Genomic DNA, 20,027 nt, shown 5'->3' on the forward strand with positions numbered 1-20,027 from the left:
AAATGAAGAAGGCTCGAAAGGCACTTGTCGCCGCCATAAGCGCCGGCATTCTCGCGGCGACTGTCGCGAGCCTCGGTGTCGCGGCCACCAACGGAGACCCCGAGTGGGACTCGGTCCGGGCCGGCGCCGCCGACTCCAGTGCGGTGATCACGCCCGCGTCGCCCGACGACCACGCCTGGGACTGACCCGCGGGCCGTCCACCCTTCCGGCTCTTCTCTCCGCCGCTCCGCTCGGGGCATCCGCACGTCCTGAGCGGAGCGATTCGTTCGCATTTGCACTGAACGACCACCTTCGTCTTCAGGTTCAAGGATGGTGTGAAACCTCATGCGTGAACTCCACATAGCGAGTCGTCGAGTCGCCGACGACACGGCGCCCTACGTGATCGCCGAGATCGGTCACAACCACGGCGGCAGCCTGGAACAGGCCGAGGAGCTCTTCCGGCAGGCCGCGGCGGCCGGCGCGAGCGCCGCCAAGCTCCAGAAGCGGGACAACAGGTCGCTGTTCACCCGCGCCATGTACGACCAGCCGTACGAGGGCCGCAACAGCTACGGCCCGACGTACGGAAAGCACCGCGAGGCACTGGAGTTCGGCCGCGCCGAGTACGTCCATCTCGCCAAGGTGGCCGCGGAGGTGGGGATCGACTTCTTCTCCACCGCGTTCGACCTCCCCAGCGTCGACTTCCTGGTCGAACTGGGCATGCCGGCCATCAAGATCGCCTCGGCCGACGTCACCAACACCCCGCTGCTCAGTTATGCGGCGAAGACCGGCAAGACGCTCATCGTCAGCACCGGCGGCGCTTCCATGGACGAGGTGCGGCTTGCCGTCGACACCGTCCTGCCGCTCAACCCGAACCTGGCGCTGCTTCAGTGCACCGCCGTCTACCCCGCCGCGCCGGCCGATCTCAACCTCTCGGTCATCGACACGTACCGCAACGAGTTCCCCGACGTGGTCATCGGCTTCTCCGGTCACGACCTCGGCCCCGACCTGAGCTTCATCGCCCACGCCCTCGGTGCCCGGGTCATCGAGAAGCACTTCACCCTGGACCGGACGCTCCCCGGCACCGATCACGCGTTCTCCCTCGACCCGGGCCAGCTGACCGACCTGGTGGCGGGCCTGGAGCGCACCCGGGCCTCCCTCGGCTCCCCGGTCAAGGTCTGCAGTGACACCGAGGCCCCGGCCGTCCGCAAGATGGGCAAGAAGCTGGTCGCCGCGAGCGACCTGCCGGTCGGCCACGTGCTGACCGAGCGGGACATCGCCTGCAAGTCGCCGGGCGACGGCCTCAAGCCGTACCAGCTCGACCTGGTCCTCGGACGCGCGCTGCTGCTGCCGCTGAAGACCGACGACAACATCCGGCTCCAGGATCTCGCCGAGCCCGCCGATTTCGAGCCCCCCGCCCAGCGCCCGGTGGCGATCGGGGAGGGCTTCGTTGCCTATTGATCTCACCGGCGAGGTCGCCGTGGTGACCGGAGTCGCCGGAAAGCTCGGCGGGATCTGGGCGTGCGCTCTGCTGGAGGCGGGCGCCGACGTCCTGGGGCTCGACCTGAACGAGGTCCCGCCCGACGACGTACGGAAGGTCGCCGAGCGGGAGGACACCGGCACCTACGTCGGGGCGTGGGCGGACGTCACCCACCGCCGTTCTCTGGAACAGTCCCTGCGGACCTGCCAGGAACGGTTCGGCGTCCCCACGATCCTGGTCAACAACGCCGGTATCGACCAACCGCCCTCGGCGGCCGGCGGGAGCTGGTACTTCGAGGAGGTCCCCGAGGAGCTGTCCGCGGTCACCCTCGACGTCAACGCGCTCGGCGCGCTGCGGGTCTGCCAGGTCTACGGCTCGGCGATGGCCCACGCGGGCCGGGGAACCATCATCAACATCGGCTCTCTGTACGGGAACGTCGCCCCGTACCCCCCGCTGTACGAGCACATCGACCTCGACCCGCCGTTCCTGAAACCCCCCGCCTACGGCATGTCCAAAGCGGGCGTCTCCGCCCTCAGCAGGTATCTGGCCGCCCTGTGGGGATCGAACGGCATACGGGTCAACACCCTCTCGCCCGGCGGCGTGCTGGGTGAGCAGGACCCCGAGTTCCGCCGGAAGTTCACCGCCCGCGTGCCCCTGGGCCGGATGGCGGAGGCGGGGGATCTCACCGGACCTCTCCTCTTCCTGGCATCCGACCTCAGCAGCTATGTCACGGGCCAGGAACTGATCGTCGACGGCGGCTACGTCTGCTGGTGACCGCCCTTCCACTCCGGGAGTCAAACCCATGGACGTCCCTCTCAGCCGAGTGGAGGTCGCGGAGTTCGACCGCGTCCTCGCCGGTATGGAGAATCCGTACGACCGGGCCGCCGCCTTCTCGGCCCTGACCAGGATCAACACCCTCTACATGGTGATGCGCGCCGGCTCGGGCCATCTCGGCTCCAGCTTCAGCGCCGCCGACGTCGTGAGCCACCTCTTCCTCAACGAGATGGACCGGCCCTTCGAGGACGACGGCGACCTCTACTTCTCCTCCAAGGGGCACGACGCCCCCGGCCTGTACGCCGCGCTCATCGGTGTCGGCCGACTCCCGGAGGAGTACGTCCACAAGCTGCGCCGGATCGACGGCCTGCCCGGACACCCCGATGTGCACACCCCGCACATGCCCTTCAACACCGGCTCCCTCGGCATGGGCATCTCCAAGGCCAAGGGGGTGATCCTCGCGGACCGGCTGCGGGGAGCGAGCCGCCGGGTCTTCGTGATGACCGGCGACGGCGAGCTCCAGGAGGGCCAGAACTGGGAAGCCCTGGCCGGCGCCGCGCACCGCGGCATGGGCGAGCTGACCGTGATCGTCGACCACAACAAGATCCAGTCCGACACCTATGTCAGCGACGTCAACGACCTCGGTGACCTGGTGGCGAAGTTCGAGAGCTTCGGCTGGGGCGCGCTGCGCGTCGACGGTCACGACCCACAGGAACTGGAGGCCGTCTTCCGCAAGCGGGCCGAGGCCTTCCCGGACCGGCCGGCGGTCATCATCGCCGACACCGTCAAGGGCGCCGGCTGCGACACCTTCGCCGCGACCTCGATCGGCGAGGACGAGTGGCGCTACCTCTTCCACAGCGGTGCCCCGGCCGCGGCGCACTACCGGACCGCCCACGCCGAACTGACCGCTGCGGCCGACGCCCTGCTCACCGCGGCCGGGCTCGGCCCGGTACGCCTGGTCCCGGAGGAGCCGAGGACCGAGCCCGCACCCGGCGGGCCCCGCCTGTTCCAGGTCTACGGCGAGGCGCTGGTGGCACACGCCGCCGAGCGCGAGGACATCGTCGCCCTCGACGCGGACCTGGTGCTGGACACCGGACTGATCCCGTTCTCACGGCACTTCCCCGAACGCTTCGTCGAGTTCGGCATCGCCGAGCAGGACATGGTCTCGGCGGCGGGCGGCCTCGCCTCACGCGGCCTGCTGCCCTTCGTCCACTCGTTCTCCTGCTTCCTGCACGCCCGGCCCAACGAGCAGATCTACAACAACGCGACCGAGGGCCGCCGGGTGGTGTACGTCGGCTCGCTCGCCGGCCTGCTGCCGGCCGCCCCGGGCCACTCGCACCAGGCCGTACGGGACGTCAGCGCGGTCGGCGCCATACCGGACCTGGTCGTTCTGGAGCCGGCCAACGCCGACGAGGTGCGCGCCGCGGTGCGCTACTGCCTCGACAGCCCCTACAGCGTCTATCTCCGCCTCGTCAGCGCGGCGGTCCCGGACGAGGTGAGCGCGCTGGGCGCGGAGCCGCTGCGCACCGGCCGCGGCCGTGTCGTGCGCGAAGGCGGCCGGACCGTGGCCGTCGGTTCGGGACCGGTGGTCCTCGGGCAGCTGCTGCGCGCCGCGGAAGAACTGGCGGCGGAGGGCATCGAGCTCACCGTGGTCGAGCTGCCGTGGCTCAACCGGGTCGACCCACAGTGGCTGGCCTCGCTCTCCGCCGACGCCGATCACCTGCTGGTCGTGGAGAACCACTACGCCAAGGGCGGTCAGGCCGACACCCTCGCCCGTTGCCTCATGGAGCTCGGCGGCCCGCGCCGGCCGCGGTTCCGGGGCATCGGCCTCACCGAGGTGCCCCGGTGCGGCACCGAGGAGGAGGCGCTGCGGGCCCACGGGCTGCACGCCGAGCAGCTCGCCGCCACGATCCGCGCCGAGGTGCGCGGCGGCACCCAACCGGCCGCTTCCCCTGTGGACATCACGCTGCGCGCCCACTGACCCGGACCGGACCGAGAGACGGACCGGCCGGACAGACACAGAGATTCAGGAGAGAACCAGATGAAGACCGTCTACAACGACGTCACCCGTCCTCCGCAGGACCTGGTCGACGCCTTCCGCGAGGTCACCACGGAGTACAGCCCCAGCTGCCTGGTGACCGACGCGCGCGGCCGTGCGGGCGCGATCGGCGGGCTGCTGCCGGTCAAGCCGCACCAGAAGGTGGCCGGCCCCGCTCTCACCGTCGCGCTGTCCATCGACGACCTGGTCGACTGCATGCCCCTGCTCAGCCGCGCGAAACCGGGTGACGTCATCGTGGTCGCCTGCCACGAGACCAAGCGGACGGCGATGTGGGGCGGGCTGATGTCCACCCTCTCGATGAAGGCCGGGATCGCCGCGGGCATCGTCGACGGCGCCATCCGCGACGTCGACGAGATCCGCGACCTGGACTTCCCCGTCTGGTACCGCAGCACGGTCCCCCGGCCCTCGCCCAGCGCGGTCCACGACCGGACCGAGCCCGTGCAGTTCAACGTCCCGGTCGTGATCGACGGCCAGGTCATCGAGCCCGGTGACATCGTCGTGGCCGACGAGAACGGCATCGCCGTGGTCCCGAGGGACGACGCCGAGCAGGTGCTGGAGCAGACCCGGTTCCAGATCGGCAAGGAGAAGCTGATCCGCGACAAGATCAACTCGGGCGCCTCCCTGCAGGAGCTGCTCACCGAGTTCGGTCACCTGTGATGGGTACGCGCAGCCGGCGGGTCTATCTGACGGGGGCCGACGGGATGCTCGGCCGGGCCCTCACCGCCGCCCTGGCGGCCGACCCGGTCACCGCGGCCTGGCCGGTGCACGGGGTCTCGCTCGCCGACTTCGACATCACCGACGCGGACGCGCTGCACGCTTCGGTCGCACGGTTCCGCCCGGACATCGTCGTGCACACCGCGGCCCACGCCATCGTCGACGACTGCGAACTCGACCCCCGGCTGGCGCTGCGCGTCAACATCGAGGGCGTACGCAACGCCGCCGAGGCCTGCCGTCGAAGCGGCGCCAGGCTGGTCTACATCTCCAGCGACTACGTCTTCGACGGGCGCGCCACGCCCGCCGGCGGCTACCGGGAGAACGACCTGCCCAACCCGGTGAGCGTCTACGGACTGACCAAGGTGGCGGGCGAGCGGATCAGCGAGCTGGTCCCGGACCACCTGGCCGTCCGGACCTCCTGGCTCTTCGGCGGCACCGACGAGCGGGTGGACACCGTCCTGGACACGGTTCGGCGGCTGGGGCGGGGCGAGACGGCCCGGCTCGTCCACGACCAGTACAGCAGGCCCACGTACACCGTGGACCTGGCCCGGGCGATCGTCTTCCTGCTCACCCGGGACCAGCCGGTCACCGGCACCCTTCACGTGGCCAACACGGGGACGGCGAGCTGGTACGAGGTGGGGCGCGCGATCCAGGCCCTGCTGCGGCCGCCCGGCGCGCCCGAGCCGGTCGCCCTCGACGAGTGCGGCTTCCTCGGTGCCCGTCCGGTCGACTCCTCCCTGCATACCGGCCGGCTGGCCGACCTCGGGCTGCACATGCCGCACTGGCGCGACGCCCTGCGCAGATATCTCGATGCCCTCGGCGCTCCGGACGCCGGGACGACGGCGGCAGCCGCAGCCGCGGTGGCCGGCCCATCGACCGAACCCACCAAGGACGCACTCGGATGAGCGCACGACCGACCTGGAAGACCTGGTCGGGCCTGGACAGATGTACCCCCCGGCATCTGGTCACCCCGACCACCGAGGACGGCATCGCCGATGCCGTCCGGCTGGCCGCCCGTGAGGACCTCGTCCTCCGGGCGGCCGGCACCGGCCACTCGTTCAATCCGCTGGCCACCACCGACGGTGTCCTCGCCGACCTGACCCGCTACACCGGCATCGTCTCGGTCGACCACGCCACCCCCTCCGTGACCGTGCGGGCCGGCACCCTCCTGGACGACCTCACCGAGGCGCTGCACCGGCAGGGCCTGGCGCTGCCGAACGTGGGCACCCTCGGCGGGCAGACCGTCGCCGGCGCCATATCCACCGGCAACCACGGCACCGGCATCGCCCACCCCCCGCTGTCCGGGGAGATCCTGGCGATGACCCTGGTCGACGCGGACGGCAAGCCACGCACCCTGGACCGCGACCGCGAGCCGGAGTTGCTGCGCGCGGCCCGTACCGGGCTCGGGGCGCTCGGGGTCGTCTCCACCGTCACCCTGCGCTGTGTGCCCGCGTTCAACCTGCGGGTCGCCGAGGGCAGCGAGCCGCTGGACGCGTTGCTGGAGCGCTTCGACAGCTGGGCGCACAGCGCGGACCACGTCACCTTCTCCTGGCAGCCGTGGAGCGACCGGGCGGGCACCCGGTCCATGCACCGTACGCGGGAGCCCGCCACCCGGGCCGGCGACCGCAAGCGGTACGGCATCACCCTCGGCGAGCTGTGGTGCGGTGTGCTGGGCCATGCCGGGCGGTTCTCGTCGGCCGCGGTGCCCCGGCTGTCCGGGCTCTTCGGCGGCGGCGCGACGGAGGAGTTCACGGGCGCCGGTCACCGGGTCTTCACCTTCCCCCAGCCCGTACGGTTCATCGCGCTGGAGCACTGCCTGCCGCTGGAGAACGTCCCGGACGCGCTGCGCGAACTGCGGCCGGCCCTGCGCCGGTCCGGACTCCACTCGCCGTACTCGGTGCTCGGCCGGGTCGGTGCCGGGGACGACTCCCCGCTCAGCCCCGCCCACGGCGCCGGCCCGGTCGGATACCTCAACCTCACCGTGCCGCGCATGGCGCCCTATCTGGAGTTGCTGCGCACGATCGAGCACGTCCTGCGGGGGCACGGTGCCCGCCCGCACTGGGGCAAGGCGCACACCGCCACCGCACAGGTCCTCGCCCCGCGCTATCCCGAGTGGGAGACCTTCCAGCGGGTGCGCGCCGAGCTGGATCCCGAGGGCCGGTTCACCAACGACTATCTGCGCCGGATGCTGGGCCCGGTGCGGGTGCCGGCCGGAAACGGGTGACGCCATGACACCGCAGGCGCTGTTCCTGGACTTCGACGGGCTGATCTGCGACACCGAGGACGCCGCCCGCCGCTCCTGGTCGCTGCTGTACGCGTCGTACGGCCTCGCCTTCCCGCATGCGGTCTGGCGGCGGATGCAGGGGCGCTCGGACGGTGAGCAGGTCGCGCTGGCCGATCTCGGGCGGCGGCTCGGCCGTCCGGTCGACCCGGGCACCCGGGCGCGGCGGCTGCGGAAGAAGACGGAGCTGTGCCGGGCCGCACCACTGCGGCCCGGTGTGGCCCGGCTGCTGGAGCAGGCGCAACTGCGGGGCGTTCCGGCCCTCGTGGTGTCGAGTTCGCCGCGCGACTGGGTGGAACCGCACCTGGTCCGCCTCGGGGTGCGGCGGTTCTTCGCCGACCTGGTCACCGGGGACCTGGTGGAGCGTCACAAGCCCGCCCCGGACCTGTACCTGCGCGCGCTGCGGCAGACCGGCCTGCCCGCCGAGGAGGTGTGTGCCTTCGAGGACTCACCGACCGGGGTACGGGCCGCGCGGGCGGCGGGCGTGGCCTGCGTGGCGGTGCCCTCGGCGGCCGGCGACGCGGCAGCGCTCACCGAGGCCGTCCAGGTCCTGCCCTCCCTGGCCGACTTCTCCTTCGACCGCTTCCCCCTGCCCGGCTCCCCCCTGCCCGACCCGATGAAAGGACGTCCGCCGCGATGACCGCCACCCTTCAGCCCGCCGTCCGGGCCGAGCTGGACACTCTGGCCAGCCCGGGCCAGGACGTGCCCGAGTGGATCTGGCGCAACGGCGCACTGGTCCCCTGGGAGCAGGCCACGATCCATGTGAACGCGGTCGGCCACGCCTCGGTCGCCGCCGTCTTCGAGGGCATCAAGGCCTATCTGGCCGCGGACGGTGAGCGGTTGCTGCTCTTCCGTCTGGACGAGCACCTGGACCGGCTCTGGCAGTCGGCCCGGATCTGCCGGCTGAGCCTGCCGTACGGGCGCGAGGAGCTGCGGGCCGCCGTGCTGGAGGTCGTACGGGCCAACGGCTACCGCACCGACGCCTACATCCGTCCCTGGGCCTTCCCCACGGGCATCATCCGCGAGCAGATGGTGCCCGCGGGCACGGAATGCGAAGTGGTCGTCGACACCTGGCCCTTCCGTAGCGGGCTCAACAAGGAGCGCGGCTGCCGGGCGGCGGTCAGCTCCTGGTTGCGGGTGAGCGACGCCTCCACGCCCCCCAGGGTCAAGGCGTTCTCGAACTACCACAACGGCCGTCTCGCCCTGATGGAGGCGCGGGAGAACGGCCACGACTGGCCGATCCTGCTCAACGAGCGCCACAAGGTCGCCGAGGGGCCGGGTGCCTGCATCGCCCTGGTCCGGGGCGGCACCGTGATCACGCCCTCGCTCACCAGCGGCGTCCTCGAGAGCATCACCCGCGCCACCGCGCTGGAACTCCTGAACGACCTCGGTGTCCCGGTGGTCGAGCGCGAGGTGGACCGCAGCGAGCTCTACCTCGCCGACGAGGTCTTCTTCATGGGGACCGCCTGGGAGATCCTCCCGGTCACCACCGTGGACGGGCTGCGGGTCGGCGACGGCACCCCCGGACCGGTCACCCGGCGACTGGAGGCCGCCTACACCCGGCTGGTCCGCGGCGAGTCGCGGGCGCACCCGGACTGGCTCACGGAGGTCCGGCCCTGATGCGCGCGATCTCGGTCCTCAGGCACGGCGGACCCGACGTGCTGACCCCCGCCGCGCTGCCCGACCCCAGGCCGGGCCCCGGCGAAGTGCTGATCGCCGTCGAGGCGGCCGGCGTCAACTTCATCGACGCGCACTTCCGCGCCGGCCGCTATCCGGTGGCGCTGCCCTACGTGCCGGGGCAGGAGGCCGTGGGCCGGGTCCTGGCGGCCGGTCCCGCGGTGACCGGCCCGCGCATCGGCGACCGCGTCGGCTGGGTCAACCTCCCCGGCGCATACGCCGAACTCGCCGTGGTCCCCGCCGAACGCGTCGTACCGATCCCCGAGGGCGTCTCCCCGCACACGGCCGCCGCCGTCCTGCTGCACGGCATGACGGCGCACTACCTGGTGCACGACAGCCATGCCGTCCGCCCCGGCGAGACGATTCTCGTGCACGCCGCCGCCGGGGGCATGGGCCTGCTGCTCACCCAGTGGATCAAGCTGCTCGGCGGCCGGGTGATCGGCACCGTCTCCTCCGCCGCGAAGGAGGAACGGGCCCGGGCGGCCGGCGCCGACGAGGTGATCCGCTACGACACCCTGGACCCAGCCGGCGTCGCCTCCGCCGTGTCCGCCCTGACGGGCGGCGCCGGGGTGGCCGCGGTCTACGACGGCATCGGCGCCCCCACCTTCGACGGGTCCCTGGCCGCCCTGCGCCCGCGCGGCACCCTCGTGCTGTACGGGCAGGCGGGCGGCCCCGTGCCCCCGTTCGACCTCGGCCGGCTCAACCAGGGCGGCTCGCTGCGCGTCACCCGCCCCAACCTCGACCACCACATCGCCTCGCGCGAGGAGCTGACCGGACGCGCCGCCGACGTCCTGCGTCTGGTGGCGTCCGGCGCCCTCACGCCGCACATCGGTTCCGTCCGGCCCCTGGAGGACGCCGCCCGGGCCCATGCCGACCTCGAGGGCAGACGCTCCATCGGCAAGCTCCTGCTGACGCTCTGACACCTGACCACCACCGCGAAAGGAGCCGGGGATGACGTCCCCCACCACCACCCTCACCATCGGCGGCGACCTGACCGTCGACCGCCTCGGATTCGGCGCGATGCGCCTCACCGGGCCGGGAATCTGGGGTCCGCCGGCCGATGTGCCCGGTGCCCTCAAGGTCGCGCGGCGCGCCGTCGAACTCGGCATCACCTTCATCGACACCGCGGACTCCTACGGCCCCGGGACCAGCGAGGAACTGCTGGCCGAGGCGCTCCACCCGTACCCGCAGGACCTGGTCATCGCCACCAAGGCCGGCCAGAGCCGTCCCGCGCCCGGTCAGTGGATTCCGCTGGGGCGCCCCGAATATCTGTGCCAGCAGGCCGAGTTGAGCCTGCGCAGGCTGCGGCTGGAGCGGATCGACCTGTTCCAGCTGCACCGGATCGACCCGAAGGTGCCGGTCACCGAGCAGCTGGGCGCGCTGAAACAGCTCCAGGACGAGGGCAAGATCCGCCACATCGGGCTCTCCCAGGTCGGCGTCGAGCAGTTGGAGCAGGCACGGCGCGAGGTCGAGGTCGTCAGCGTGCAGAACCTCTACAACCTCACCGAGCGCACCGACGACGACGTCATCGACTACTGCGAACGCGAAGGCATCGCCTTCATCCCGTGGCTGCCGATCGCCCGCGGCGCCCACGCCACCGCCGACGGCGTACTCGCCGAGGTCGCGGCCGAACTCGGGGCCACCCCCGCCCAGGTGTCGCTGGCCTGGCTGCTGCGCCGCTCCCCCGTGGTGCTGCCGATCCCGGGCACGAGCTCGATCGCGCATCTGGAGGAGAACACCGCGGCCGCCCGGATCGAGCTCACCGACGAGCAGTTCGCACGGCTGTCCGCCGTGGCCGGAAAGGAACGGACATGAGCATTGTCATCCTGCACAAGAAGAACCTGAGCCGCCGCCGGCACCTCGCCCGTGCCCGCAGTTACGCCGCCGAGCACGGCGAGAAGCTGCTGCTCGTCATGAAGGACCCGACCTGGGAAACGGAGTACGTCGACCGGGTCGCCCTCGCCGACACCTCCGACCTCGCCGAGACCACGGCCGCCGTGAAGGAACTGCAGGCGAGCGAGGAGGAGCCGATCCGCGCCGTCGTCACCTTCATCGACAGCGGCGTGCCCATGGCCGCACGGGTGGCCGCCGACCTGGGGCTGCCCTCGGTGAGCGAGCGGACGGCGTATCTCGCGCGCGACAAGTTCGCCATGCGCGAGGCGATCGCCCGGGCCGGCGGTGTGGCACAGCCGCGTTACGGCCTGGCGCGCACCCTTCAGGAGGCGAGGACCGAGGCCGCCCGGATCGGCTACCCGCTGGTCCTCAAGCCCTTCATCGGCAGCGGCAGCATGTATGTGCGCAGCGTCGACAGCGAGGCGGAGCTCGACCGCTGGTTCGAGGAGACCCGCCGGGGCGCCTGGGAGGGCTTCGAATGGGACCCGCTGTACGACGAGACGTACCGGCTGTACGAAGGCGCCCTGCTGCTGGAGGAGTTCGTCCCCGGCGCCGAGGTCAGCGTCGAGTCACTGGTGTCGGACGGCGAGACGCGTGTCATCGCGGTGCACGACAAGCCGCTGCCCACCGGGCCGACGTTCGAGGAGGTGTACGCCTGCACGCCCACCCGTCTGGCCCCGCACATCGTGGCGCGGCTGGCAAAGGCCACCGCGGCGGCGCACCGGGCGCTGGGCATCCACACCGGCGGCACCCATGTGGAGTTCCGGCTGCGCGGCGAGGAGCCGGTGATCCTGGAGGCGGCCGCCCGGCTGGGCGGCGGGCCCATCTGCCGTTCCGTCCAGTTGAGCACCGGCGTGGACATGGTGGAGGCGGTCCTCGACCTGGCGACCGGCCGCAGCCCCGACGTCCGGCCGCTGCCCGAACCGCGGGCCGTCGGCTTCTGGAACATCTTCCCCGAGCGGCCCGGGGTGCTCACCACGGTCAGCGGGCTCGAGCGGGCCGGCGCGGACGACCGGGTGGACGAGATCCAGATCTACCGCGAGCCGGGCGACTTCCTCGACGTCCCGCCGCACACCTTCCAGAGCCACGGCCACCTGATCTTCACGGTGGACGGCACGGACCGGCTCGACGCCGTCTTCGCCGAGATGGTGCGCATGGTCCGGCTCGAGACCAAGCCCTGACGGAGGAGTTCATGAGCGCGCACATACGTCTGCACGAGCACCGTCTCGACGACGGGATCCGTGACCTGCTGGGCAAGGAGATCGCCGCGCGGCTGTCCGCAGCCGACTTCGATCCGGACCACGACGCGGCGATCCTGGCCCGGATCGGGGCCCATGCGCTGGAGAGGCTGCTGCCCCCGGAGATCCTGACGACCGTGAAGGACTTCACGGGATCGGGCGCGCACGCCCTGCTGCTGGACAACCTTCCCCAGCAGGAGGTGCCCAGGACGCCCGTGTCGGGATTCGGCGGCGAGGCGGATCTCGCCGTCACCAACACCCTGCATCTGGGCCTCGTCCAGCTGCTCGGCCTCACGCCGTTCGCGGTCGAGTACGAGAACTCGGGCAAGCTGATCAGGAATGTCGTCCCGAATCCCGTGGCCGCGGGGAAGACCAGTTCCTGGGGATCGGACTCCGAATTCTTCTGGCACACCGACAATCCGCATCTGCCGTTCGGTGATCCGGGCTCCGATCCGCGTCCCTACATTCCGCGCTATCTCACCTTCTGCGTGATGCGCAACGCCGAACAGGTGCCCACCGAGATCATGTCCGTCGAGGCCGCAGTCGACCGGCTGCCGCCGGAGACGGGGCGGGTGCTGTCCTCGACCGCCTTCGAGATCGCCGCACCCGACTCCAACGACGTCACGGCGGACGGGCGCCGGCTCACTCTCACCGAGGCCGCGGTCCTGGAACGCCGCGCCGCCGGCCTGCGCGTCCGCTTCGACCACGGCACCACGAGCGCCGTCACCCCGCAGGCCGCCGACGCCCTCGCGACCTGGGTCGAGACCCTGCCGGGCGCGCCCTGCTGGCAGCCCGTGCTCGCCCCGGGACAGTTCCTGGCCTTCGACAACTACCGCGTGCTGCACCGCAGGCAGGCCTTCACCCCGGCGGAGAACGAGGCCGAGGCGCGGTGGCTCCGCCGCTGCTACGCCAGCTGAGCGATACGTCCCGCTCTGCCGGAATCACCTTGTGGCCGTGCCACATCCGGACACCGCCGGACGCATCGGCCCGCGCCCGGCCCCGTGCCACTGTCATCACAGTCTCTTCCGCGCATTCCCGAACGGAGAACACCCATGCCTCGAGTCGTCCTTGTCGGCGGAAAGCCACAACCTGTCAGCACCGCACGGGAATTCGGGGTCGAGATCGTCCTCGTCCACGAAGCGGGGAAATACGAGGAGGAGTTCGCCGACCACTGCGCACAGATAGTCCACGCGAAGATCGATGACAGCGAGTCGATTCTCGCCGTCCTCCGCCCGCTGCACGAGGAAAAGCCCTTCGACCGGGTTCTGTCGGCCACCGAGGAAGCCGCCATCGCGGCCGGCGAGGTGGCCGACGCCCTCGGCATCCCCGGGACCAGCGCCTTCACCGCCCGCGCGCTGAAGGACAAGGCGATCACCCGCAGGCTGCTCGCCGAGCACGGTGTCAGCCCGGTCCGCCACGCGGTGCTCACCAGCGCGGAGGAGGCGGCGGAGTTCGCCCGCTCCGTCGACGGTCCCGTCGTCATCAAGCCCTCGGACGGGGTCGCCAGCATCCAGATCCATGTCGCGCACACACCGGACGAGGCCACCACCGCCTGGAAGACGCTGGCGGAGGCCGGTCATCGCAACGCCATCGCCGAGGAGTTCCTCGACGGCCCCGTGGTCAGCGTGGACACCTTCTCCCACCGCGGCCGTCACATCGTGTTCGGCATGTCCGAGTACCAGATGAACGACCTCTTCGTGGAGTGGGAGGTGCGCACCCCCAGTCCGCTCGCCGAGCCCTGGCGGGCCGAACTCACCGAGCTCGTGGGCCGTCTGCTGGACATCGTCGGTCTCACCGACGGGCCCGCGCACAGCGAGTTCATCCTCACCGCGGACGGTCCGCGGGTGCTGGAGTCGCACAACCGCTTCGCCGGCAGCGGCGCGCCGGACCTCGTCCGCCGGGCCACCGGCGCCGACCTCTACCGCATGTTCCTCGCCGTCCAGCTCGGCTTCGAGGAGCTGCCGCAGACCTCGCCCCGCCCGACCGGCGGCGCGGCGATCCGCTTCTTCACCCCGGACCCGGGCACCATCACGGCCATCACGGGCCTGGACGAGGTGGACGCCCTGGTGCTGCAGGTCCCGCCGGGTGGTGCCCGCGGAAACATCGTCCCGATGCTGGCCGGGACCAGGGAAGCCGACGTGGCCGTCGTCCTGTCCAAGCACGTCGGCGATGTCGTACCGGCGCTGCGGTCGGTCAAGGACTGCAGCTCGGGCTACGTCATCGCGACCGGCCGGGACGCCGCCGACGCCTCGGCCAAGTGCGCGCGCGTGATCGAGCAGATCCGCTTCCACATCGGGTGACCCGAAGGCCACCTAGGAGAGACGACATGACAACCTTGGACACGCCCCGGGACACCGAGCCTGCCGCCCCGCCGCCGCTGATGCGCGACCGCCAGTTCCGGCGGTTCATCACCGCCGCGGCGGCAGGAAAGCTCGGCACCCAGATCGGCTACGTCGCCATCCCCCTGCTGGCCGTCACCACTCTGCACGCCGACGCCGGGCAGGTCGGTCTGCTCGCCACCCTCAGCACGCTGTCCTTCCTGCTCATCGGCCTGCCCGCCGGGGCCTGGGTGGACCGGGTGCGGCGGCGCAAGGTGATGATCGCCGCGGATGTGGCGCGCGGGCTGCTGCTCGCCTCCGTCCCGGCCGCCTGGCTGACCGGGCACCTCGGCATCGGACAGCTGTACGCCGTCGTCCTGCTGAACGGTGTGGCCACGGTGTTCGCCGATGTCGGCGAGCAGAGCTTCCTGCCGGCCCTGGTCGGCCGCGAGCAGCTGCCGGCCGCCAACGCGACGCTGGTCGGCATGGACGCCCTCAACCAGATCGCCGGGCGCAGCGCCGGAGGCCTTCTGGTGCAGCTGATCTCGGCCCCGGCGGCCCTCCTGGTGAACGCGTGCGGCTACCTCTGGTCGGCTGCGTGGCTGACGACCATCCGCAAGCCGGAACCCACCCCCGTGCGGGGGCCGGACAAGAGACTGGTCAAGGAGATCAAGGAGGGCCTGGTCTTCGTCGTCGGCCACCCGGTGCTGCGCCCCATCGCCCTGGCCAGTGCCTGCAACAACCTGTCCATCCAGGTGAGCGTCACGATGCTGCCGGTGCTGTTCGTGCACGATCTCGGCTTCTCGGAAGGCGTCCTGGGGCTCTATCTGGCCGTGGGCGGCCTCGGCGTCCTGCTCGGCTCGCGGGCGGCGAAGCGGATCGGCCCGCGAGTCGGCCAGGGCCGCACGCTGTGGATCGTCGGGCTCGTCGTCGCCCCGTTCGGCTTCCTGGTGCCGCTGGCGAGCAGCGGCTGGGGCCTGTGGCCGGCCGTCCTGGGCTGGCTGCTCACCACCTTCCGGGTCGGCGTCAACAACGTCATCCAGGTGAGCTTCAGGCAGCGGTGCACCCCCGACGGGCTGCTCGGGCGGATGAACGCCACCATGCGGTTCGTCCTCACCGGAGCCCTGGCGATCGGTTCGGCACTCGCCGGGGCGATCGGCGAGTTCGCCGGCGCTCGCGCCGCTCTCTGGGTCGGCGCCGTCGGCCTCGCCGTGGTCTGGATCCCCATCTATCTGTCCCCCTTGCGCACCATGCGCAACTGGCCCGAAGGTGCATCCCAGTGAAGACGACGACAGCGACCGCGGTCGTGACCGGTGCCAGCAGCGGCATCGGCGCCGCGACCGCGCGGCGGCTGGCCAAGGAGGGCTACCACGTTCTCGCCGTCGCCCGCCGCGCCGACCGGCTGCGCTCACTCGCCCTGGAGACCGGCGGGGAGGCGTATCCGCTCGACATCACCGACCGGGCGGCCGTACGGGAGTTCGCCGCGACCCTGGAGCGGTGCGACGTCCTGGTGAACAACGCGGGCGGCGCCTTCGGCTCCGAGCACGCGGCGGACAGCGACCCCGAGGACTGGCGGCACGGCTTCGAGGTCAACGTCATGGGGTCGCTGCACATGACGCAGGCGCTGCTGCCGCTGCTGCGCGGCGGGGACGGCGGGACCGTGGTCGCCCTCACCTCCACCGCGGCCTTCGTCAACTACGAGGGCGGCGGCAGCTACAGCGCGGTCAAGCACGCCGCGCACGCCCTCGCCGAGACGCTCCGCCTCGAACTGTCCGGCGAGCCCGTCCGGGTCGTCGAGATCGCTCCCGGCATGGTGCGCACCGAGGAGTTCGCCCTCAACCGCTACCGCGGGGACGCCGAACGAGCCGCGGCCGTGTACGCGGGCGTGGACCGGCCGCTGACCGCCGAGGACGTCGCCGAGTGCGTGCAGTGGGCGGTCGGTCTGCCTCAGCACGTCAACGTCGACCGGCTCGTGGTCCGGCCCCTCGCCCAGGCCGCCCAGCACAAGCTGCACCGCGGACCGGTCTTCGGGGAGCGCTCATGACCGACCACGTCACCCGCGCCTATCTGAAGGCGAGCGCCCCCGAGGACAGTGCGCTGCGGCACGCCGTGGCACAGTCCGTGTCCGCGCTGCCGCCCGCGCTCGCCGCGTCCTGCGCCCACCGGCTGCTCCCCCGGCCGATGTTCGCCGCCGAGGACGAGATGAACGCGATCCACGGCGACCTGACGGACCTCTTCGGGCTGCTGACCTCGCTGCCGCAGCGCCTCTTCGGCGGCGATCTCGGCCGGTTCTGCGAGGCGTTGGGCATCGACGCCCGCAAAGCCGCCTTCATGCGGCGCCTCGGCGGGGGCCCGCCACCCCTGCACGGGCGCGCCGACATGTACCACGACGGCGACTCGTTGAAGCTTCTGGAGCTGAACCTCGGCAGCCAGCTGGGCGGCACCGACCGCGCCGAACTCAGCCGCTGCCTGCTGGAGGTCGACGCCTTCGCCGCGTTCGCCGACGAGCACCGGCTCCGCTACATCCACACCGGCGAGGTGATCGCCGGTGTCCTGCGCGAGGCGGCCGCGCCCGTGGCGAACGGGGACGCCCCGGTCATCGCCCTGCTGGAGGCCGACGGCGGCCTCGCCCCGTACCTGCATCTGGTCCGCTCCTTCCAGGAGATGATGCACCGGCTCGGCGTCGACCTGCGGATCGGGGAGCTCGGCCAGGTGCGGGAGCGCGGCGGCAAGCTGCACCTCGACGGCACCCCCGTGGACCTCGTCCTGCGCTACTTCTCCGTGGACCAGCTGTGTGCCACCCCGGAGGGGGAGGCCGCCGTGGATCCGGTGTACCGGGCGCACCGGGCCGGCGGCACGGTGCTCTACACCCCGCTGGAGAGCTTCCTCTACGGCAACAAGGGCACTCTGGCCCTGCTCTCCGACCCGCTGCACCGCGAGGCGTTCTCCGCTTCCGAGGCGGCGCTGATCGACCGGGTGCTGCCGTGGACCCGCGTGCTGACGGACGGTCCCACTCAGGTCGAGGGCACCACCGTGGACCTGCTCGAGCACTGCCGGGAGTGGCGCGAGCAGCTGATCCTCAAACCGCGGGGCGACTTCGGCGGCGCCGGCATCGTCGCCGGCTGGGAGTGCGGCGAACAGGAGTGGAAGGAACGGCTCCTCGACTGCCGCGACAACGGCTACGTGGTCCAGCGCAGGGTGGTGCCGCGCGGCGAGCCGGTCCTGGATCCGCGGACCGGGCGGACCGAGGACTGGATCGCGGTCTGGGACGCGTTCCTCACGCCGCACGGGCACGCGGGCGGCCACATCAGAGCGGTTCCGGTGGGGTCCGGAGAGATCGTGAACATGGGCACGAACCCGCTGTGCCGCACCTCGGGGGTCTTCCAGTACCCGGCGGGGTGAACGGGCGGCGCGTGGACGGAGGCCGGACTCAGGCCGGTGTCCCGCGCAGGTGCGGCTCAGGCCCGCGGATACCGGGCCAGCCACCCCGGTGAAGAGCCCGCCGGGCCGTGCAGCGCCGGGCCCTGGGTCATCTCCATCGCGAAGTCGTCGGCGAGTTCCAGTACCGTCGGGCGGCCCTCCAGCTCCGCCACCCAGGCCGGGGGGAGGGCCGTTTCGCCGTGGAGGGCGCCGAGGAGGCCGCCGGTGAGGGCGCCGGCCGCCGCCGAGGGGCCGCCCTGGTTCACCGCCAGGCACAGGCCGTGCCGGACGTCCTCCCCCACCAGCGCGCAGTACACCGACGCCGCCAGCAGCCCGTCCGCCGTGCCGTCGCCGGCCAGTTCCTCCACCCGCGGCGGGCTCGGGATGCCCTGCCGTACGGCCCCGAGGGCATGCTGCAGGGCGTCCGAGACGGGCTGGTGGCCGGGCCGGGCGGCGAGCAGGGCGAGGGCCCGCTGCACGGCGGCGTCCAGGCTCTCGCCCCGGGCCAGCGCATGCACGATCACGGCGTACGCGCCCGCCGACAGGTAGGCGAGGGGGTGCCCGTGGCTCTGCGCGGCGCACTCCACCGCGAGCTGTGCGACGAGCTGCGGCTCCCAGCCGACCAGCAGCCCGAAGGGCGCGGACCGGGCCACCGCCTCCGGTCCCAGCTCGCCGGGGTTCTTCGGTGACTCCAGCGTGCCCATGGCGTCGTCGCCGAACCCGACGAGCAGCGCCCGGCTCGGATCGCGGCGGGCGTACAGCCACTCCTCACGGGCCAGCCAGCCGTCGTCCTTGCGGCGCTCGTCGGGCCCCCAGTCCCGCTGGGTGGCCGCCCAGCGCCGGTACGCCCGGTGCAGATCGGTCGGCGGATGCCAGGCGCCGGTGTCCCGGCGGACCTGGGCCCTGATCAGCCCGTCCACGCTGAACAGGGTGAGCTGGGTGTGATGGGTGACGGTGCCGCGCCGCCCGTGCCCGAAGGCCAGGTCGAGCAGGCCCTCGGGGCCGTACGTGGCCCGGATCTCCTCCAGGGACAGCGGATCGGCGGGTCCGCCGAGCGCGTCGCCCACGGCGACCCCGAGCAGGGTGCCGCGCACCCGGCTGCGGAAGTCCTGCTGCTCGGATCGGCCCCAGACGGCGCCGGCTGTCGCACTCACTCAGACCTCCTCACGGCGCCGTCCGTCCGTACGACGCTCAGCACTGTAATCGACGGGGAACGGTCCGTTCACGGGGGCAAATCATCCCCCAGGGGGTCATTCCCGCGTCATTCCCGCCCGGCCATGAGCGCTTCGACACCGTCGAGGATCCGGTCCAGCCCGAAGTCGAGCGGGTCGACGCCGGTCGGCTCGAAGGCGCCGTCGGCGATGGCCCGGGTCAGGGCCGGGAACCGGGCCGCGTGGCGTTCGAGCACCTCGCCGGTGAGGCGGTTCCACTCCCGGTCCTCGTCCGCGTCGAAGTCGGCCGTTTGCTGGGCGAGGCTGCGCACCAGTCCGACGACCAGGACGAACACCTGGTGCCGCTGGGCCGCCGGCAGCCCGGTCGGCTCCAGGGCCGCGTGCGCAGCGTCCAGCCAGCCGAGCTGGTGGGGGCCCATGACCTGGCGGCGCATCGCGGTGGCGGCGAGGGCCCAGGGGTGGGCCCGGTAGAGGTCCAGGCAGCGGCGGGCCCACAGCCGTGTCCCGGCGCGCCAGTCGCCCCGGGCGGCGGAGAGGTCGGGGACCTCGGCGAGGATGGCCTCTGAAGGCGCAGACCTTCTCCGAGTCCCTGGGCCCCCAGGCGATGACGATCGACGAGTACGCCGAGGGCACCGCCTTCCAGTTCCCCTTCTTCGCCTTCCAGGGCGAAAGCGACGTCCTCACCCCGCCGCAGCCGGCCCGCCGCTTCCACGACGAAGTCACCGCTCCGGTGAAGGACTTCGCCCTGATCCGTGGCGCGAGCCACTTCGCGTCCTTCCGGCACCCCGACCAGTTCCTGGACCTGATGCTGACCAAGGTGCGGCCGGTGGTGACCGGGGAGGCGGTGGGGCGCTGAGGACGGAAAGACAGCACCGGGCCGGCCGGCCCGGTCCGGCGAGTTGGTCCGCGCCACCCCGGCGAACCGGCTTACGGGCGCGGCGCCGCCCGCCGGCCGAGCTGGTCATCCTCGGGCTACATCCAAGTCGGCGCGGAAAGCGGCCCGTTCATCACGCCGTCCGTCGGCC

At 72.1% G+C, this 20,027-nt stretch carries 20 protein-coding genes; 18 read left to right on the forward strand and 2 right to left on the reverse strand.

The window, feature by feature from the left end:
- The first annotated feature begins 2 nt into the window (after nucleotides 1–2).
- The 17 genes from ACIBJF_RS16765 (at nucleotide 3) to ACIBJF_RS16845 (ending at nucleotide 17,812) form a co-directional block, all read left to right on the forward strand.
- Entirely contained in the window at nucleotides 3–185 is a 183-nt protein-coding gene (locus ACIBJF_RS16765) for a hypothetical protein (protein ID WP_399174433.1), read from the forward strand.
- A 139-nt stretch (nucleotides 186–324) separates the two neighbouring features.
- Nucleotides 325–1,437: an N-acetylneuraminate synthase family protein gene (locus ACIBJF_RS16770; protein ID WP_399174434.1), complete on the forward strand. Its 1,113-nt coding sequence runs from the start codon at nucleotides 325–327 to the stop codon at nucleotides 1,435–1,437.
- The gene (locus ACIBJF_RS16775; RefSeq protein ID WP_399174435.1) at nucleotides 1,427–2,230 is read left to right on the forward strand and encodes an SDR family oxidoreductase; all 804 of its coding nucleotides are present in this window, start codon (nucleotides 1,427–1,429) and stop codon (nucleotides 2,228–2,230) included. The genes ACIBJF_RS16770 and ACIBJF_RS16775 overlap by 11 nt, the downstream gene beginning before the upstream one ends.
- A gap of 28 nt (nucleotides 2,231–2,258) precedes the next feature.
- On the forward strand, nucleotides 2,259–4,211 hold the full coding sequence (locus tag ACIBJF_RS16780) for a transketolase C-terminal domain-containing protein (RefSeq protein ID WP_399174436.1): 1,953 nt from the start codon (nucleotides 2,259–2,261) through the stop codon (nucleotides 4,209–4,211).
- Between the two features lie 60 nt (nucleotides 4,212–4,271).
- Nucleotides 4,272–4,946 (forward strand): RraA family protein, encoded by a 675-nt coding sequence (locus ACIBJF_RS16785; protein WP_399174437.1) that lies wholly within the window; start codon nucleotides 4,272–4,274, stop codon nucleotides 4,944–4,946.
- On the forward strand, nucleotides 4,946–5,908 hold the full coding sequence (rfbD, locus tag ACIBJF_RS16790; protein ID WP_399174438.1) for a dTDP-4-dehydrorhamnose reductase: 963 nt from the start codon (nucleotides 4,946–4,948) through the stop codon (nucleotides 5,906–5,908). The genes ACIBJF_RS16785 and rfbD overlap by 1 nt, the downstream gene beginning before the upstream one ends.
- Entirely contained in the window at nucleotides 5,905–7,227 is a 1,323-nt protein-coding gene (locus tag ACIBJF_RS16795; protein ID WP_399174439.1) for a D-arabinono-1,4-lactone oxidase, read from the forward strand. The genes rfbD and ACIBJF_RS16795 overlap by 4 nt, the downstream gene beginning before the upstream one ends.
- Before the next feature lie 4 nt (nucleotides 7,228–7,231).
- On the forward strand, nucleotides 7,232–7,924 hold the full coding sequence (locus ACIBJF_RS16800; RefSeq protein WP_399174440.1) for an HAD family hydrolase: 693 nt from the start codon (nucleotides 7,232–7,234) through the stop codon (nucleotides 7,922–7,924).
- Nucleotides 7,921–8,904: a branched-chain amino acid transaminase gene (locus ACIBJF_RS16805; RefSeq protein WP_399174441.1), complete on the forward strand. Its 984-nt coding sequence runs from the start codon at nucleotides 7,921–7,923 to the stop codon at nucleotides 8,902–8,904. The genes ACIBJF_RS16800 and ACIBJF_RS16805 overlap by 4 nt, the downstream gene beginning before the upstream one ends.
- A complete protein-coding gene (locus ACIBJF_RS16810; RefSeq protein ID WP_399174442.1) occupies nucleotides 8,904–9,881 on the forward strand; it encodes a quinone oxidoreductase family protein in 978 nt (325 codons plus the stop codon). Before ACIBJF_RS16805 ends, ACIBJF_RS16810 begins: the two co-directional genes overlap by 1 nt.
- 31 nt (nucleotides 9,882–9,912) lie before the next feature.
- The gene (locus tag ACIBJF_RS16815; protein ID WP_399174443.1) at nucleotides 9,913–10,776 is read left to right on the forward strand and encodes an aldo/keto reductase; all 864 of its coding nucleotides are present in this window, start codon (nucleotides 9,913–9,915) and stop codon (nucleotides 10,774–10,776) included.
- The gene (locus tag ACIBJF_RS16820) at nucleotides 10,773–12,035 is read left to right on the forward strand and encodes an ATP-grasp domain-containing protein (RefSeq protein ID WP_399174444.1); all 1,263 of its coding nucleotides are present in this window, start codon (nucleotides 10,773–10,775) and stop codon (nucleotides 12,033–12,035) included. Before ACIBJF_RS16815 ends, ACIBJF_RS16820 begins: the two co-directional genes overlap by 4 nt.
- Before the next feature lie 11 nt (nucleotides 12,036–12,046).
- Nucleotides 12,047–13,009, forward strand: a complete 963-nt coding sequence (locus tag ACIBJF_RS16825) for a TauD/TfdA family dioxygenase (RefSeq protein ID WP_399174445.1) — start codon at nucleotides 12,047–12,049, stop codon at nucleotides 13,007–13,009.
- 135 nt (nucleotides 13,010–13,144) lie between these two features.
- Entirely contained in the window at nucleotides 13,145–14,392 is a 1,248-nt protein-coding gene (locus ACIBJF_RS16830; protein WP_399174446.1) for an ATP-grasp domain-containing protein, read from the forward strand.
- 26 nt (nucleotides 14,393–14,418) lie between these two features.
- Nucleotides 14,419–15,693, forward strand: coding sequence for an MFS transporter (locus tag ACIBJF_RS16835; protein WP_399174447.1), 1,275 nt, complete (start codon nucleotides 14,419–14,421; stop codon nucleotides 15,691–15,693).
- Nucleotides 15,690–16,454 carry an SDR family oxidoreductase gene (locus ACIBJF_RS16840; RefSeq protein ID WP_399174448.1) on the forward strand — a complete coding sequence of 255 codons (765 nt, stop codon included), beginning with the start codon at nucleotides 15,690–15,692 and terminating at the stop codon, nucleotides 16,452–16,454. Before ACIBJF_RS16835 ends, ACIBJF_RS16840 begins: the two co-directional genes overlap by 4 nt.
- Nucleotides 16,451–17,812 carry a hypothetical protein gene (locus ACIBJF_RS16845; RefSeq protein WP_399174449.1) on the forward strand — a complete coding sequence of 454 codons (1,362 nt, stop codon included), beginning with the start codon at nucleotides 16,451–16,453 and terminating at the stop codon, nucleotides 17,810–17,812. The genes ACIBJF_RS16840 and ACIBJF_RS16845 overlap by 4 nt, the downstream gene beginning before the upstream one ends.
- Before the next feature lie 56 nt (nucleotides 17,813–17,868).
- On the opposite strand, the gene ACIBJF_RS16850 is transcribed toward ACIBJF_RS16845, so the two are convergent.
- Nucleotides 17,869–18,984, reverse strand: a complete 1,116-nt coding sequence (locus tag ACIBJF_RS16850; RefSeq protein WP_399174450.1) for an ADP-ribosylglycohydrolase family protein — start codon at nucleotides 18,982–18,984, stop codon at nucleotides 17,869–17,871.
- A 107-nt stretch (nucleotides 18,985–19,091) separates the two neighbouring features.
- The gene (locus ACIBJF_RS16855; protein ID WP_399174539.1) at nucleotides 19,092–19,559 is read right to left on the reverse strand and encodes a TetR/AcrR family transcriptional regulator C-terminal domain-containing protein; all 468 of its coding nucleotides are present in this window, start codon (nucleotides 19,557–19,559) and stop codon (nucleotides 19,092–19,094) included.
- 47 nt (nucleotides 19,560–19,606) lie between these two features.
- On the opposite strand from ACIBJF_RS16855, the gene ACIBJF_RS16860 reads away from it, so the two are divergent.
- Nucleotides 19,607–19,858, forward strand: coding sequence for an alpha/beta fold hydrolase (locus tag ACIBJF_RS16860; protein ID WP_399174451.1), 252 nt, complete (start codon nucleotides 19,607–19,609; stop codon nucleotides 19,856–19,858).
- The last annotated feature ends 169 nt before the right edge of the window (nucleotides 19,859–20,027 follow it).

It is taken from the genome of Streptomyces sp. NPDC050743, assembly GCF_044456925.1.
GTDB lineage: Bacteria > Actinomycetota > Actinomycetes > Streptomycetales > Streptomycetaceae > Streptomyces.

Bases quoted from the DNA above. Each gene is read 5' to 3' on its own strand.
- ACIBJF_RS16770 (WP_399174434.1), top strand. From the start codon at position 325: ATGCGTGAACTCCACATAGCGAGTCGTCGAGTCGCCGACGACACGGCG.
- ACIBJF_RS16830 (WP_399174446.1), top strand. From the start codon at position 13,145: ATGCCTCGAGTCGTCCTTGTCGGCGGAAAGCCACAACCTGTCAGCACC.
- ACIBJF_RS16795 (WP_399174439.1), top strand. From the start codon at position 5,905: ATGAGCGCACGACCGACCTGGAAGACCTGGTCGGGCCTGGACAGATGT.
- ACIBJF_RS16815 (WP_399174443.1), top strand. From the start codon at position 9,913: ATGACGTCCCCCACCACCACCCTCACCATCGGCGGCGACCTGACCGTC.
- ACIBJF_RS16785 (WP_399174437.1), top strand. From the start codon at position 4,272: ATGAAGACCGTCTACAACGACGTCACCCGTCCTCCGCAGGACCTGGTC.
- ACIBJF_RS16835 (WP_399174447.1), top strand. From the start codon at position 14,419: ATGACAACCTTGGACACGCCCCGGGACACCGAGCCTGCCGCCCCGCCG.
- ACIBJF_RS16825 (WP_399174445.1), top strand. From the start codon at position 12,047: ATGAGCGCGCACATACGTCTGCACGAGCACCGTCTCGACGACGGGATC.
- ACIBJF_RS16765 (WP_399174433.1), top strand. From the start codon at position 3: ATGAAGAAGGCTCGAAAGGCACTTGTCGCCGCCATAAGCGCCGGCATT.
- ACIBJF_RS16805 (WP_399174441.1), top strand. From the start codon at position 7,921: ATGACCGCCACCCTTCAGCCCGCCGTCCGGGCCGAGCTGGACACTCTG.
- ACIBJF_RS16810 (WP_399174442.1), top strand. From the start codon at position 8,904: ATGCGCGCGATCTCGGTCCTCAGGCACGGCGGACCCGACGTGCTGACC.
- ACIBJF_RS16820 (WP_399174444.1), top strand. From the start codon at position 10,773: ATGAGCATTGTCATCCTGCACAAGAAGAACCTGAGCCGCCGCCGGCAC.
- ACIBJF_RS16845 (WP_399174449.1), top strand. From the start codon at position 16,451: ATGACCGACCACGTCACCCGCGCCTATCTGAAGGCGAGCGCCCCCGAG.
- ACIBJF_RS16860 (WP_399174451.1), top strand. From the start codon at position 19,607: ATGACGATCGACGAGTACGCCGAGGGCACCGCCTTCCAGTTCCCCTTC.
- rfbD (WP_399174438.1), top strand. From the start codon at position 4,946: ATGGGTACGCGCAGCCGGCGGGTCTATCTGACGGGGGCCGACGGGATG.
- ACIBJF_RS16780 (WP_399174436.1), top strand. From the start codon at position 2,259: ATGGACGTCCCTCTCAGCCGAGTGGAGGTCGCGGAGTTCGACCGCGTC.
- ACIBJF_RS16800 (WP_399174440.1), top strand. From the start codon at position 7,232: ATGACACCGCAGGCGCTGTTCCTGGACTTCGACGGGCTGATCTGCGAC.